12 protein-coding genes and 1 pseudogene are annotated in these 13,844 nt (G+C 70.6%); 7 read left to right on the top strand and 6 right to left on the bottom strand.

Annotated features, from left to right (window positions below; translation table 11 throughout):
- The first annotated feature begins 182 nt into the window (after positions 1-182).
- The 3 genes and pseudogenes from F3T56_RS19185 to F3T56_RS19195 all read left to right on the top strand — a co-directional run.
- On the top strand, positions 183-947 hold the full coding sequence (locus F3T56_RS19185; RefSeq protein ID WP_149826401.1) for an SDR family oxidoreductase: 765 nt from the start codon (positions 183-185) through the stop codon (positions 945-947).
- A gap of 552 nt (positions 948-1,499) precedes the next feature.
- Complete coding sequence (locus tag F3T56_RS19190) at positions 1,500-2,192, top strand: carbon-nitrogen hydrolase family protein (RefSeq protein WP_149826402.1); 693 nt, start codon at positions 1,500-1,502, stop codon at positions 2,190-2,192.
- A gap of 476 nt (positions 2,193-2,668) precedes the next feature.
- Positions 2,669-3,055, top strand: a pseudogene (locus tag F3T56_RS19195) (FtsX-like permease family protein); the annotation flags it as partial.
- A 191-nt stretch (positions 3,056-3,246) separates the two neighbouring features.
- On the opposite strand, the gene F3T56_RS19200 reads toward F3T56_RS19195, so the two are convergent.
- Both F3T56_RS19200 and F3T56_RS19205 read right to left on the bottom strand, forming a co-directional pair.
- On the bottom strand, positions 3,247-4,242 hold the full coding sequence (locus tag F3T56_RS19200) for an aldo/keto reductase (protein WP_149826403.1): 996 nt from the start codon (positions 4,240-4,242) through the stop codon (positions 3,247-3,249).
- A 52-nt stretch (positions 4,243-4,294) separates the two neighbouring features.
- The gene (locus F3T56_RS19205; protein WP_149826404.1) at positions 4,295-4,621 is read right to left on the bottom strand and encodes a nuclear transport factor 2 family protein; all 327 of its coding nucleotides are present in this window, start codon (positions 4,619-4,621) and stop codon (positions 4,295-4,297) included.
- A gap of 146 nt (positions 4,622-4,767) precedes the next feature.
- Here F3T56_RS19205 and F3T56_RS19210 point away from each other — a divergent pair, with 146 nt between their 5' ends.
- From F3T56_RS19210 to F3T56_RS19220, 3 genes are all read left to right on the top strand, one after another.
- Entirely contained in the window at positions 4,768-5,313 is a 546-nt protein-coding gene (locus F3T56_RS19210; protein ID WP_149826405.1) for a DoxX family membrane protein, read from the top strand.
- A 69-nt stretch (positions 5,314-5,382) separates the two neighbouring features.
- Positions 5,383-5,769, top strand: a complete 387-nt coding sequence (locus tag F3T56_RS19215) for a MazG-like family protein (RefSeq protein WP_149826406.1) — start codon at positions 5,383-5,385, stop codon at positions 5,767-5,769.
- Complete coding sequence (locus F3T56_RS19220) at positions 5,762-6,295, top strand: hypothetical protein (RefSeq protein ID WP_149826407.1); 534 nt, start codon at positions 5,762-5,764, stop codon at positions 6,293-6,295. The genes F3T56_RS19215 and F3T56_RS19220 overlap by 8 nt, the downstream gene beginning before the upstream one ends.
- Positions 6,296-6,521: 226 nt before the next feature.
- Here F3T56_RS19220 and F3T56_RS19225 read toward each other — a convergent pair whose 3' ends face one another.
- Together F3T56_RS19225 and F3T56_RS19230 are read right to left on the bottom strand one after the other, a co-directional pair.
- Positions 6,522-7,970 (bottom strand): family 43 glycosylhydrolase, encoded by a 1,449-nt coding sequence (locus tag F3T56_RS19225; RefSeq protein WP_172639020.1) that lies wholly within the window; start codon positions 7,968-7,970, stop codon positions 6,522-6,524.
- A gap of 22 nt (positions 7,971-7,992) precedes the next feature.
- Positions 7,993-9,525 carry a family 43 glycosylhydrolase gene (locus F3T56_RS19230; RefSeq protein ID WP_246203697.1) on the bottom strand — a complete coding sequence of 511 codons (1,533 nt, stop codon included), beginning with the start codon at positions 9,523-9,525 and terminating at the stop codon, positions 7,993-7,995.
- A 174-nt stretch (positions 9,526-9,699) separates the two neighbouring features.
- Between F3T56_RS19230 and F3T56_RS19235 the strand changes: the two genes are divergently transcribed.
- On the top strand, positions 9,700-10,566 hold the full coding sequence (locus F3T56_RS19235; protein ID WP_149826408.1) for an LLM class F420-dependent oxidoreductase: 867 nt from the start codon (positions 9,700-9,702) through the stop codon (positions 10,564-10,566).
- A gap of 43 nt (positions 10,567-10,609) precedes the next feature.
- Here the strand turns inward: F3T56_RS19235 and F3T56_RS19240 are convergent, their stop codons facing one another.
- Both F3T56_RS19240 and F3T56_RS19245 read right to left on the bottom strand, forming a co-directional pair.
- A complete protein-coding gene (locus F3T56_RS19240; RefSeq protein ID WP_149826409.1) occupies positions 10,610-12,967 on the bottom strand; it encodes an ABC transporter permease in 2,358 nt (785 codons plus the stop codon).
- Entirely contained in the window at positions 12,964-13,728 is a 765-nt protein-coding gene (locus tag F3T56_RS19245; RefSeq protein WP_149826410.1) for an ABC transporter ATP-binding protein, read from the bottom strand. The genes F3T56_RS19240 and F3T56_RS19245 overlap by 4 nt, the downstream gene beginning before the upstream one ends.
- Positions 13,729-13,844 lie beyond the last annotated feature (116 nt).

Here is a 13,844-nt window from a genome sequence, read left to right on the forward strand (position 1 = left end):
GAGGGCACGCACCGAACACCGCGGGCACCGCACAGGACTTTCAAGACGCCCCCTGCATTGGAGTGGCCAGGGTCGACGATCTTCTGTCGCGTACACAACAGCAGGGTGTCGGTCGGATGAGTTCCGGATGGCGGGCCTCGTCTGCCCGGCCCGATGCAGCCCCTCCCCTACGCTGCGAGCCCATGACGACCATGCGAACGAAGATCGCGATCGTGACAGGTGCGGGCTCCGGTATCGGGCGTGCCGTGGCCGTGGAGCTGCTGCGCAGCGGCTGGGCGGTGGCGTTGGCGGGACGCCGGGAGGACAAGCTCGCCGAGACCGTGGCCGAGGCGGGGACCGGGGCGGCGGAGGCGCCGTGCGTCCGTACGGACGTCTCACAGCCCGACGACGTGGCGGCGCTCTTCGCCGCCGTACGGGACCGGTTCGGGCGGCTCGACCTGCTGTTCAACAACGCGGGCACGTTCGGCCCGGGCGGGGTACCGGTCGAGGAGTTGCCGTACGACGCCTGGCGTCATGTCGTGGACACCAACCTCAACGGAGCGTTCCTGTGCGCGCAGGCGGCGTACCGGCAGATGAAGGAGCAGGACCCGCAGGGCGGCCGGATCATCAACAACGGCTCCATCTCCGCCCACACGCCCCGCCCGCACTCCGTCGCCTACACCGCCACCAAGCACGCCCTCACGGGCCTGACCAAGTCACTCTCCCTGGACGGCCGGCCGTACAACATCGCGGTCGGCCAGATCGACATCGGCAATGCGGCGACCGACATGACCGAGCGGATGCGGAAGGGAGTGCTCCAGGCGAACGGGCAGCTGATGCCCGAGCCCGTGATGGACGTCGCCGATGTGGCCCGTACGGTGCGGCACATGGCGGAGCTGCCATTGGAGGCGAACGTGCAGTTCGCGACGCTCATGGCGACGACGATGCCGTACGTGGGGCGGGGCTGAGGCACGGCCCCGGAGCCCGGTGATCGGCGCTTGAGTGGGGTCGAGGACCAGCACGGTAGCTGACGCTCCGTTTCGAGTCCCCGCCCTTCCTCGGACATCGCCACGATCCTGGCTTCCCTGGTCGATCGGGGAATCGCGCAGGGGGCCCGCACCATCGACGACCTCGCCCGTCAGGCATCGGCGCCCGGCCCGGCGGCCACGGCGAAGGCGAAGCTGCCCAAGTGCCTCGGCACGTTCCGCCATGTGGCCGGCACGGTCACTCTCCAGGAGTCCAAGAAGTACACGACCAGGCGGCCGTGGCCTGCCTGGCGCTGCCCCAAGAACCGGGCCTACAGGCTTCCCCTCGGCGAACACCCAGGGGACAGCACGCACCGGAACGGCCGGTGAGTCAGAGCGCCGCGAACGCGAGGAACGTGGCCCAGGCGCCGGGTTTCACGGTCAGCGCGGGGCGGGCCGAGTCCTTGGTCCTCCGGCAAGACCGTGTGGGCGCAACGGCTCGGCCGTGCGGCCGCTGTATAGGGTGATCGTGCGATTCGGTGAGGGGAGTCCAGGGTGGGGCAGCCGTTGAGCATCGCGGTGGCGCAGCCGAGGTGCGCGGCATACGACGTGACGGCCAATGCGGTGGCGCACGCGGAGGCGGTTCGGGTGGCGGATGCGCGGGTGGTGGTGTTCCCCGAGATGTCGCTGACGGGATACGAGCTGGACGCGGCGCCGGTCTCCCCGGACGATGCGCGGCTGGCTCCGATCGTCGCCGCATGCGCCGAGACCGGGACGCTGGCCCTGGTCGGCGCACCTGTGCCGGGTCCGCGCATCGGCGTCCTGGCTGTGGACGGAGACGGCGCGCGCGTGGCCTACGGAAAGGTCTACCTGCACGGCAGCGAGGCCGCCCGCTTCGTGCCCGGCGAGCCCGCCGTGATCGAGGTGGACGGGTGGCGGCTGGGGCTTGCCGTCTGCCGCGACACAGGTATCCCCGAGCACGCCGCGAAGACGGCCGCGCTGGGCATCGACGGCTACGTGGCCGGCGTTGTCCACGCCGATCACGAGGCTGAGCTTCACGGTGAGCGCGCCCGCCGGGTCGCCGCCGACCACGGCGTGTGGGTCGCCACGGCGGCTTTCGCGGGTCCGACCGGCGGCGGCTTCGACCGCACGTCCGGCCGTTCGGGGATCTGGTCCGCCGACGGGGAGCTGATCGCCGAGGCGAGCGCCGCCCCCGATGAGATCGCGCGGGCGGTCTTCGCTCGGTGATGCCGAGACCCGAGTCCGAGCGGCTGCGGGAGTCGCTCAGGGCGGGCCGTCGCGGGCGCGATACACGTGCGGGCCGTCGCGGGCGCATCAATTGGCAGCTGAGTCTCACCATGACGTCCCATTACGGCGCGTTCACGGCGTATCGGTGGGACGAATCCGCCAATCGCTCACATCAGTTACTGGGCAGCCGCCGTGGCCTCGGTCCGGCGGGGCAGCTACTCAACTTGCACAAACGGAGGTCGTCGCTCCGGGCCATTCGAGCACGTGGCAGGCATATGCTCATGACTCGCCTCCACGAGAGCTTCACACTTGGAGGCGGCGGCTTCCGCGGCCAACCCGAGGGGGGAGGTGGCAGCCGTTCCGCGATCCGGATGGGGGCGGACCTCGCGTGGGACCGCGAGGTAAGCACCGGGCGCGGGACGGCTGCCCGCCGTACTGCTTCTTCTCCGGACGGTATCCAAGCGGGACTTCCTGGCCGCCGGGTGCGTGAGTTCGGCACGCTGAAGGCGCTGGGCCGGCCGAGCCGCAAGGTCACCCGGCAGGTCGTGGGCGAGTCGATCGTGAACGGTCTGATCGGCGGTGCCCTCGGTATCGCGCTGGGCCTCGCCGCCGCGTACACCGTGACCGCGATCAGCCCGACCCTCAAGGCTGAGCTGGGCAACACCGGCGGGGGGTATGGGCGGTGGCGCCCCCGGTCATCAGGCTCCGACGCCCTGGAGATCACGCTGTCCGCGCCCGTCTCCCCGTCCGCCATCGCGCTCGCGGCGGGCCTCGCCATCGCCGGCGGTCTGATCGCCGGGGCCATGGGCGGCCGGCGGGACTCCCGGATGCGGCCCGCGGACGCGCTGCGCAGTGTGTCGTAGCCCCGCCGGACCTCCAACCTCCTTAAGGACGAACCCATGTACAAGCACCGGCGTCACCAAGCGCTACAAGCGGGGCAAGGAGACGGTCGAGGCGCGCGCCCCGGCTCGCCACGATCAAGGCGGGGCAGTTGACGCTCACGGAGCAGGAACAGGAGGAGTACGCCTCCTGGCCCAGGTTCAGCGAGGGCCGTTCACCGCCCCAGGATCCGGTCGACCTCGGCCATCTGGTCCCCGGTGAGCGGCCCCTTCGCGAGGGCGCCCGCGTTCTCCTCGGCCTGGGCGACCGAGCGGAAGCCGGGGATGGGGACGGTGTGCGGGCTGCGGGCCCAGATCCAGGAGAGGGCGCCCTGCGCGAGCGTACGGCCGTCGCTGGTGAGGATCTCGCGCAGCGCCTCGACCCGGCCGAGCCACTCCGGGTCGGCGCCGGCGTCCGCGGTGAAGCCCGGCAGCCAGGCGGGCGGAGCGTTGCGGATGTCGCCGGTCTCCAGGGCGCGTCCGGCGGAGTGCCTGCCGGTGAGCAGGCCCATGGCGAGGGGGCTGCGGTTGATGCTGGCCAGGTCCGACTCCGCGCAGAGGGCGAGAAGTTCGGGCGCGTCCTGGAGGATGTTCAGCCGGTGTTGTACGGCCGTGCAGTGCGGCCCCTCGGCGAACACGGCGGCGCGGTCCGGGTCGTCGGTGCTCCACGCGTACGCCCGGATCAGGCCCTCCCGTACGAACTCCTCGCAGACGTCGCGGAGTTGGGCGGCGCGCTCGGGGTCGGCGTCGGAGAGGTGCAGCTGGTAGAGGTCCACGTAGTCCGTGCCCAGGCGGTCCAGGGACGCGGTGAGGGCACGCCGGGCATGGGCCGGGGAGTCGTCGTGGCCGTGGGCGGTGCGGGTGGCCTCGTCGAAGAGGTTGCCCCACTTGGTGGCCACGACGACATCAGCGCGACGCTTGCCGAGGGCGCGGCCGAGCACGCGCTCGCTGTGGCCGGTTCCGTAGGCGTCGGCGGTGTCGAAGAACGTGACGCCGAGGTCGAGTGCGCGGTGGATCGCGCGCACGGACTCGTCGTCGTCGACCTTGCCCCACCCGAGGGGCTGCCCGTCGACCCACCACCACTCGCCGCCGATCGCCCAGCAGCCGAAGCCGAGGGCGCTGACCTGGATGTCGCTGCGGCCGAGGGGCCTCGTGTATGTGTTCGTCTCCATGCCTGGACGTTAAGGGTTGGAGTACACACGAAAGCAAGCTCGGGGACGAGGGTCAGGCCTGGCCCGTCTCGAAGCGGCTGATCCTGCCGTCCTCCGACACCGTGAAGCGCCAGGCGGTGCGCATCTCGCCCCAGGTGTCGTTGCTGTAGCGGGCGATGAGGGCGCGGCCGCCCTTGGACTCGTTCTCGACCTCCATGTGGCCGTGGGAGGAGAAGATCTCCCGGTCGGTCCAGTCGTCGAGGTCGCGGTCGGAGCCGTCGTCCGACATGGTCGCGTCGTCGGCGAGGAGAGCCATGAAGGCGTCGCGGTCGTGGGCGTTCACGGCGTTGACGAAGGCCCGGACGGTCGGGTCACTGAGTTTGGCTGGTGCGATCGTCATGCCGGTCAGCCTCACACCGTTCACGGGTGTACGCCACCGCACGGCCACCCGAACGGCCGCGCGGGCAGGTCGGGCAGGTGTGATCGGTGCGACGGTGGATACGCGGGAGAGGACATTCACACGGGCTGTTCGGGAGTGGAGTGGTCATGACCTCATTCGATCGACGCGATCTGGGACTGCTGCTGCTCCGGCTGGGCGCGGGCGGTGTACTCGCCGCGCACGGGACGCAGAAGCTGTTCGGCTGGTTCGGCGGGGGCGGGATCGAGGGGACCGGCGCCTTCATGGAGTCCGTCGGGTACTCCCCCGGCAAGGCGAGCGCCACCGCGGCCGGGCTGGCCGAGACGGGCGGCGGCACCCTGCTCGCCCTCGGGCTCGCGACGCCCGGGGCCGGTGCCGCCGCGGCGGGCGCCATGGCCGGCGCGGCCGCGGTGCACACCCCCAACGGCTTCTTCAACGCGAGCGGCGGCTACGAGTACGCCGCGACCCTCGGCCTCGCCGCCGCCGGCCTCGCGATCGCCGGGCCCGGCCGGCTCTCCCTAGACCACGCGCTCCACCACGTCGTCGACCGGGGCTGGATGGTCCCCGTGGCGCTCGCCGGTACGGCCGCGGTCACGTCGCTGGTCGTGGGGGCGCGGATCAAGCGGATGCGGAAGGAGAAGGAGGGGGAGCAGGACCCGTTGTTCGAGGAGTAAGTGCCCATTGTCGTACGGGCTTCAAGGAGTGATCGCCTATTGTCATAGGGGCGTGGCAGGCTGCGCCTCATGAGTGATCAGCACGCCGAACTCGCCGAACCCACAGCACCCGCCGCCTCCGACTCCCCCGACCCCGACGACCTCTGGCAGTCCATCACCCTTCTCCACGCCTGGCTGGAGGCCGACCAACCGCACGGCGGCCAAGAGGGCCTGCTCCTGCGGACGTTGAAGCTCCAGGAGGAGGTCGGCGAAGTCGCCCAGGCGGTGATCGGCGCGACCGGGCAGAACCCGCGCAAGGGGACGACCCACACGTGGGACGACGTCCAGTCGGAGCTGTGCGACGTGGTCATCACGGCGCTCGTGGCGCTGCGCACCCTCACCCCGGACGCCCACGCGGTCTTCACGACCCACCTGGCCGGGGTGACCGAACGCTCGCTGGGGTCCCGCCGTGGCTGACAACGCGTTCTGGATCGCCTCGCTGACCGCCGGCACCGCCGTGCTCGCCAGCTGGGTGACCAGTCGGGGGACGGCGCGGGCGGCGCGAATACAGGCGGACACCACGACCAGCGCCCAGAGGGTGGAGCGGCTCCGGGAGGCGCGGCGCACGGCGTACGCGGAGTTCATCGAGCAGGCGCAGCGGCTGAACGATGTGCACTGGAAGGTGTCCGACGTGGTCCGGGGCGCCGAGGGCGGGCTCGGGCCTGAGCACATCGAGGAGTTGCGGCGGTTGCGCGACCGGCAGCGGGACGAGTACAGCACCCTGCGGCACCGTACGTGGATCGTCTCGCTGGAGGGGCCCGACGAGGTCGCCGAACTCGCCAACACCGCCCGGCGGTCGACGAGCCCGTTCCACAAGGCGATCGAGGCGATGATCGACAACGACACCGGCGCCGTCGCCCGCTTCGACGCCTGCTACGAGCCCTTCTGGCAGGCGCTGCAGAACTTCATCAAGGCCTCCCGCGACACCCTGCACACCATGTAGGCCGGGCCCCGGTCATACCCCGGGGTGACCCCGAGGTCGCCTCGTACTGCGTTCTGAGTACCGGGGATTGTCGGCAGCCGCACGACGACGGGACGGGGGCCGGAACGGAAGCCTGGGCGGGTATCCGGAACGACCGACCGGGTATCCGAGACTCTGAGAGCAGTGCACCGTGCCCTGCGAGGGCACGGTGCACTGGCGTTGCTCGGTTTTCGCTGACCCTGCTCCTTTACTCCTTGTAGAAGGTCGCGTCCTGCCGGTCGAGGGTCGTGCTGACCGGCTGGGTGTAGAGCAGGTTGTTGAAGTGGCGGATGTAGCGGCCGGGGAAGTTGTACGACTCGTACGAGAATCCGGCGGCGGAGTCGGCGAGGCCGGCCCGCTGGTGGAACGAGGCGTCGGCGTCGAACAGTGCCGTGCCGTCGTCCTTCTCCACCCACAGCTCGTTGTTCTTGTGACGGAGGTAGTAGCCGGGGAAGTTCGCCGACTCCAGCGAGACCGTGCCGCTGCCCGCGAGACCGGTGACGATCCGGAACTGCGAGTCGGCGAGGTTGGTGACGTCGGCCTCCAGCTTCGCCCGGTACTCCCAGTGCCGGATGAACTTGCCCGGGTAGTTGTACGAGGACAGACGGACCGGGGTCACGCCGTCGGCCACCGGGATGCCGAAGTTGGGGGTGCCGTCGGCGTTCCAGTACAGCTTCTGGTAGCGGGTGCGGCGGTTGGGGTCGTTGAGCGGGTCCCCGCTGATGTCCTTGTAGTTGCGGTCGTGGTAGACGAGGATGTCGGACTTTCCGTCCTCGGAGACCGTGAAGGTGTTGTGGCCGGGGCCGTACTGGCCGGTCGCGGCATTGCTCTTGAAGACCGGCGTCGAGGTCTTCGCCCACGAGGCCGGGTTCATGAGGTCCGCGGTGGCGGAGGCGGTCAGCAGGCCGAGGCAGTAGTTGGCGTCGGTGGCGCTGGCCGAGTAGGCCATGAAGACCTTGCCGTTCTTCTGGATGACGGCCGGGCCCTCGTTGACGCGGTGGCCGACGGTCTCCCAGGAGTACTCGGGCTTGGAGATCATGACCGGGCTGCCGCTGATGGTCCACGGGTTGGACATCTTCGCCAGGTAGAGGTTGGTGCCGGTGCCGACCGCCGGGTCGTTCTGGGCCCAGCTCAGGTAGCGGGTGCCGTTGTGAGTGAAGGTGGTGGCGTCCAGCGAGAAGGTGTCCAGCGGCAGGGCTATCCGGCCCTTCTCGGTCCAGGTGCCGGTGATCGGGTTGGCCGCGCTGGTCTCCAGGACGTACGGGCGGATCTTCCAGATGTCGTTGGAGGCGCCGGCCGCGAAGTAGACGTACCACTTGCCGTCGATGAAGTGGATCTCCGGGGCCCAGATGTGGGCGCCCATGTCACCGCTGGCGTGCTTGGTCCAGATCGTGGTCTCCGTGGCCGTGGCGAGGCCCTGGAGGGTGGTGGCCCGGCGCATGACGATCTTGTCGTACGCGGGGACGGTGGCGGTGAAGTAGTAGAAGCCGTCGGTGTGCTTGAAGATGTGCGGGTCGGCCCGCTGGGTGGCTATCGGGTTGGTGAAGGTCACGGCGGGGGACGCGGGCGCGGCGGCCTGGGCGGGGGTGGTCACGGTGGTGAGCACGGCGAGCGCCGCCGCGGCTGCCACCAGGGCACGTCTGACGAGACGTCTCATGTTCTTCTACGGTCCTTCGGGATCAGGCGGTGGTGGGGACGAGGCGCCACTGCTGGCAGTTGTTGTTGAGCCAGGACCACTGGCGTACGTCGGCGCCGTCGGCCGTGCCGCAGTCGGCGACGTCCATGACCTTGCCGGTGGAGGCGTTGACGATCCGCACGTAGTCGCCGCCGAGGTAGACCATGCGGAACTTCTGGCAGTTGTTGTTCAGCCAGGACCACTGCCGGATGTCGGTGCCGTCGGCGGTGGCGCACTCGGCGACGTCGGCGACCTTGCCGGTGGCGACGTTGACGAGTCGGCTGGTGTCGTCGGCCCGGTCCTCGATGCGCCACTTCTGGTTGGCGCCGCCGTTGCAGGTCCACTGGAAGATGTTGGTGCCGTCGGCGGTGTTGCCGCCGTTGACGTCGAGGCACTTGCCGCTGTTGCGGTTGACGATGGTGTACGCGGTGGGCGTCGTCGCGGTCTCACCCGACGGACCCGCCAGTGTCGTACCGAGGGCGACCGGGGTGCCGAAGTTCGGGGTGCCGTCCGCGTTCCAGGTGAACTTCTGGGCGCGGGTCGTACGGCCGTTGTCACAGCCGTCGCTCGCCGCGTCGTTGGCGTGGTAGACGATCCAGTTCTCGGTGCCATCCGGCGAGGTGAAGAACCCGTTGTGGCCGGGCGCGTAGACCCCGTTGGCGTCGTTCCGCTGGAACACGGGGGTCTGCTTCTTCGTCCAGGAGGAGGCGAGGAGCGGGTCGGAGCCGGTCAGTTCCAGCTGGCCGAGCTTGTAGTCCGGACCCCAGCAGGCGCTGGCGGAGTAGATGAGGAACGTACGGCCGTTGCGGTAGAGCGGCTCGGGACCTTCGTTGACCTCACCGCTCTGGGTCTCCCAGCTCAGTGTCGGGCTGGAGATCACGGTGAAGGTGGTGGAGGCCAGAGTGTACGGGTTGCTGAGCGGCGCGATGACGAGGCTCTGCTTGCTGCCGTTCGCGGAACCGCTGCCCACCAGGTACAGCTTGTTGTTGTGCTTGAGCACGCTGGCGTCGATGAACCAGCCGCCCGGGTTCAGGTTCGACCCGGCGAGCATGTTCTTGTAGGTGTACGGCCCCATGGGGTCGGACCCGGCGCTCTCCAGCACATGGGTGCGCTGGTCGTCACAGCAGGCGGATCCGCGCGGCCCGGCGGAGTAGTACAGGTACCACTTGCCGTCGAAGAAGTGGATCTCCGGCGCCCACATGTTCCAGTTGCGGCTGCTGGTGCTGTCCGACCACACCTGCACGCTGGGGGCGGTGCTCAGCCCCGCCAGCGTCGGCGACTTCCGCATGGTCAGTTCACCTGTGAACGACGTCGTCACCAGGTAGTAGTTGCCGTTGTAGTACTCCAGCCACGGGTCGGCCCCCTTCTGGGACTTGACCGGGTTGGTGTACGGCTTGCCGTCGGCAGCGGCGGCGGGCTGCGAGGGCTGAACGACCAGGAGCGACGCGCAGAGGGCCAGCAGCGCTGCGCCCAGCGTCAACAGCTGGCGAGGCGTCGACCAGGCGCGCGGGCGGACGCGAGTGGGGGTGGGGAACACGGATAGTCCCTTCCGGGAGCGGCTCGAAACGACAATGTTCGAAATTGCGAACGTTGTGCGTAACTTCGGCCAGAAGGTAAACGTGGGGCGGGAGGGACGTCAATGGATGCGACACGTTTTATGTCGCGGAAGGGCCGCGGAATAGCATGCGCGGGCCGCCGGGTTGGCGCCTGCATGAGCAAACAGAACCTGGGACGATACGGCATCTTCAGCATCGGGCTGCGTACGGAAGACCCGACGCGGACCGGTGAACTGGCCGAAGCGGCGGCCGAGTTGGAGGAACTGGGGTTCGGAGCGATCTGGCTCGGCGGTAGCACCGGAGTGCACCACGCCGTCCCTCTCGTCGAGGCGACGGCACGGATCACCGTGGCCACGGGCATCCAGAGCATCTGGCAACACGAGGCGGCCGACACCGCCGTACGCTTCGCCGAGTTGGAGGCCGCCCACCCCGGCCGCTTCCTGCTCGGTCTCGGCGTGAGCCACGCCAAGCTGGCGGATCAGTACCGGCGCCCCTACTCGGCGATGGTCGCCTACCTGGACGCCCTGGACACGGCCGGCGTACCCGCCGACCGCCGGGTCCTGGCCGCGCTCGGCCCGAAGATGCTCCGGCTGTCCCGCGACCGGGCGGCCGGCTCCCACCCGTACCTCGTGACCCCGGAACACACGGCCGAGGCCCGCGAGCTCCTGGGCGAAGGGCCGCTACTGGCACCGGAGCTGACGGTCATCCTGGAGTCCGACCCGGCCCGCGCCCGCTCCCTCGCCCGCGCCCACCTCTCCTTCTACCTCGGCCTCCCCAACTACACCGACAACTTCCTCCGCCTCGGCTTCACCGACTCCGACCTCACGGACGGCGGCAGCGACCGCCTGATCGACGCGGTGTACGCCTGGGGCTCCGACGACCGCGTCCGCTCGCGGGTGGACGAGTTCCACGCGGCGGGGGCGGACCATGTGGCCCTGCAGATCATCGACGACCGGGCGGGCGATGTGCTGCCCCGGGGGGAGTGGGGGCGTTTGGCGGAGGTGATGGGCGTGGTTGGGTGAGGGGCGGTTGGAGGGAACCAGCCAACCGCCCCTCACCGTCCTCCTATTCGGTACCCAGAGCGGTGGCGGTGCGGGCCCTGGCGGCCCAGCCGGCGGGCAGGAGCGCACCCAGGGTGGCGATGAGCAGGCCGCCGAGTGCGAGCGGGAGCAGTTCGGCCCCGTGGTAGACGGCGATGACGGAATCGGGGAGGCGGAGCCCCACGCTGTCGCCCATCGCGGGGATGACCCAGCCGTGCAGGGCCACGCCGAGCGGCACGCCCAGAGCGCCCGCGACCAGTCCGGTCACGACGACCGAGGTGATGACCATCGCGACGGTCTGCCGGGGCGTCATGCCGAGCGCCTTGTGGACACTGATCTCCCGGACGCGCTCGCGGGTGTCGAGCAGCACTCCGTTCAGCACGCCGAGCGCGGCCACGGCGACGAGCATCAGCGTGAGGGTCGCGGACAGCGCGTTGAGGGTGACGACCATGTCGCTGCCGCCGTCGAGTCCGCCGGTCCGGGCAGTGGCCCCCAGCGGGGCCAGGTCCTTGTTCAGCGCGTCGACGTAGCTGGTCACGTCGGTGCCCGACGTGACCGCGATGTGATGGCTCGTCTCCGTCAGGTCGGGATGTGCGGCCGTGAGGGTCGAGGCGTCGGTGAAGACCTGCATGCCGTCGTTGCGGGGGTCGAGGACCTCGCCGACGATCCGGATCGTGACCGGCTCGGCCAGGCCGTTCAGGGTGACGGTGTCGCCGGTGCGGGTGCCGGTGGCGGCCAGGAAGGGGGTCGGGACCACGGCCTCGCCGGGCTTGTCGATCCAGCGGCCCGAGACCATCGTGTAGCCGCCCCAGGAGGCGTCACCGGTGAAGGCGATCACGTCGATGGTGCCGGTCAGGCCGGACACGGTCGCCCGTACCGTCGCGGCGCTGTAGTACTTCCCGGTTCCGGCGGCGGCCTCGATGGCCGCGGTGACCGCGGCGGGATCGGCCTTGGGCTGCCTCTCGGGGTTCTCCGGGCCGGGGCCCTGGGGTCCGAAGTCCGGCAAGGGCGCGGGCACGACGGCATCGGCGGCGTCGTGGGCCCTGGCTTTCATCACCTGGCCGAGCGAGGCGCCCATCCCCACGGTGAACGTGACGGCGATGGCGCCGAACAGGATCGCCGTGCCCATGGCCAACGCGCGGGCGGGCCGCGCGAAGGGCCGGGCCAGGCCCAGGGCGACCGGCTGCGGCAACGGCAGCCGTCCGGCCAGGCGGGCCGCCCACCGGCCGCGCCCCGCCGAGGCGGTACGCCCGACGGCGAGCGCATCGACCGTACGCAGCCGGCCGGCCCGCCAGGCACTCGCCCACGCGGTCACCGCCACCAGGCCGAGCACCCCGGCGATCACCGCCAGGTCGACCCAGGGGGCGATGGCCAGGGACGAGGTGCCGTAGACCTCCTCGGTCTCGGCCAGTACGGGGACGGCGAGCAGGTGGCCGGCGAGGACACCGAGGGCCGTGCCGACGGCGGCCGGGATCAGCGCCTGGCCCACGTAGGCCCGCACGACCTGGGCCGGGGTGAAGCCGACGGCCTTGAGGATGCCGATGCGGCGCGTTCCCGTGCCGACGGCCGACGCGACGACGTTGCCGACGATGAGCACCGACATGACCAGGCCCAGGGAGCCGAACGCGATGAGGAACGGGACGTAGAGGGCGGTGTCACGCTCGACGGTCTTCTTGACGGTGAGCCATGACTGTTCGCCGACGGCCGTTCCCGGCGGCAGGGATTCCGTCACGGCCTTGCCGCCCGCGGTGATCTGCGCGGCGGTGCCCGCGTCGGTGAAGCGGTAGAGCATCTGGTAGCCGCCGCTGCCGGGCGCGGTGAGCGTCGGCATCTGGGACGGAACCACCCAGGCGTCAGCGGTCTGCGTGACCGAGCGGGCCACACCGACCACCGTCAGCGTCGGACCGCCGGACAGATCAGGGAAGGTGATCTTCATGCCCAGGGTCGGGAAGAGCGGGGAGTCGGCGGACAGCACGATCTCGCCGGAGCGCGTGGGCCACCGCCCGTCCAGCAGTGCCACCTCGTCCACGTCACGGCCGGGATCGCCCCGGCCGACCACGATCACCGGCCACCCGGGGCCCGCCCCGTCCGACCGCGGGGTGACCGTCGCCGTACGGAACGGCCCGGCCGCACTGCTCACCCCTTCGGCGTCCTTGGTCTTCGACAGCTGCCCGGCACTCACCCTGCCCGCGTCGAACTGCACGGACAGATGCGCGCCGCGCTGCTTGGCGAAGGCGTCGTCGAAGGGCGCGCCGGACACCACGAGCAGCGATCCGCCGAGGACGGAGGCGGCCACCGCCATCATCGTGGCGAGCCCGATCACCAGCGTCTGCACCCGGCGTCGTCCCACCCCCGAGCGCACCACCTTGCCGAGCGCGCTCATCGGGCGCCCTCCGAGGCGACGCCCTCCGAGGCGGCGGCCTGCGAGGCGGCGGCCTGCGAGGCGGCCTGCGACCCGGCGTCTTGCGACCGGACGTCTTCGGTGATCCGGCCGTCGGCGATCCGCACCGTACGGTTCGTGCAGGACCGGGCCAAAGCCAGGTCGTGGGTGACCACGACGATGGTCTGGCCTTCGGCATTGAGGCCGGTGAGCAGCCTGCTGACGTCCTGTCCGGCGGCCGTGTCCAGGGCCCCGGTCGGCTCGTCGGCCAGGAGCAGCGCCGGCCGGTTCATCAACGCCCGGGCCACCGCGACACGTTGCCGCTCGCCGCCGGACAGCCGCCCCGGGTAGGCGCGGGCGTGCCGGTCGATGCCCAGCAGTTCCAGGAGTTCGGCCGTCCGGCGGTCTGCCTCGCCGCGTGCCATACCCGCGAGGCGCGCGGGCAGGACGACATTGTCGGTGACGGTCAGATCGTCGAGCAGGTTGAAGAACTGGAACACCATGCCGATCTTCGACCGCCGGTAGAGCGCCGATCCGGCTTCGCCCAGCCGCTCCACCCGTACCCCGTCCACGGTGACGGTCCCCGTATCGGGCCGGTCCAGGCCCGCGATCAGATTGAGCAGCGTGGACTTGCCGCTGCCGGAAGGGCCGAGGATCGCGACGGCCTCGCCGGGCCGCACGGTCAGCGACACCTCGTGCAGAGCGGGCGGGCCGTCGTCGTATCGGCGGCTCACGTCGCGCAGTTCGATCACCGGCATGGTCATGAAAAGCTCCTTGGTTACGGGCAGTTGGCTGCGTGAACGCTAGGAGCGGGCCCGTCCCGCACGCGTCGCCCGCCCGAACCCCTTGCGGTACCGCGCTGGGACGAGCCCCGGAAACG

The sequence above is a fragment of the Streptomyces tailanensis genome (genome assembly GCF_008386495.1).
Taxonomy (GTDB): Bacteria; Actinomycetota; Actinomycetes; order Streptomycetales; family Streptomycetaceae; genus Streptomyces; species Streptomyces tailanensis.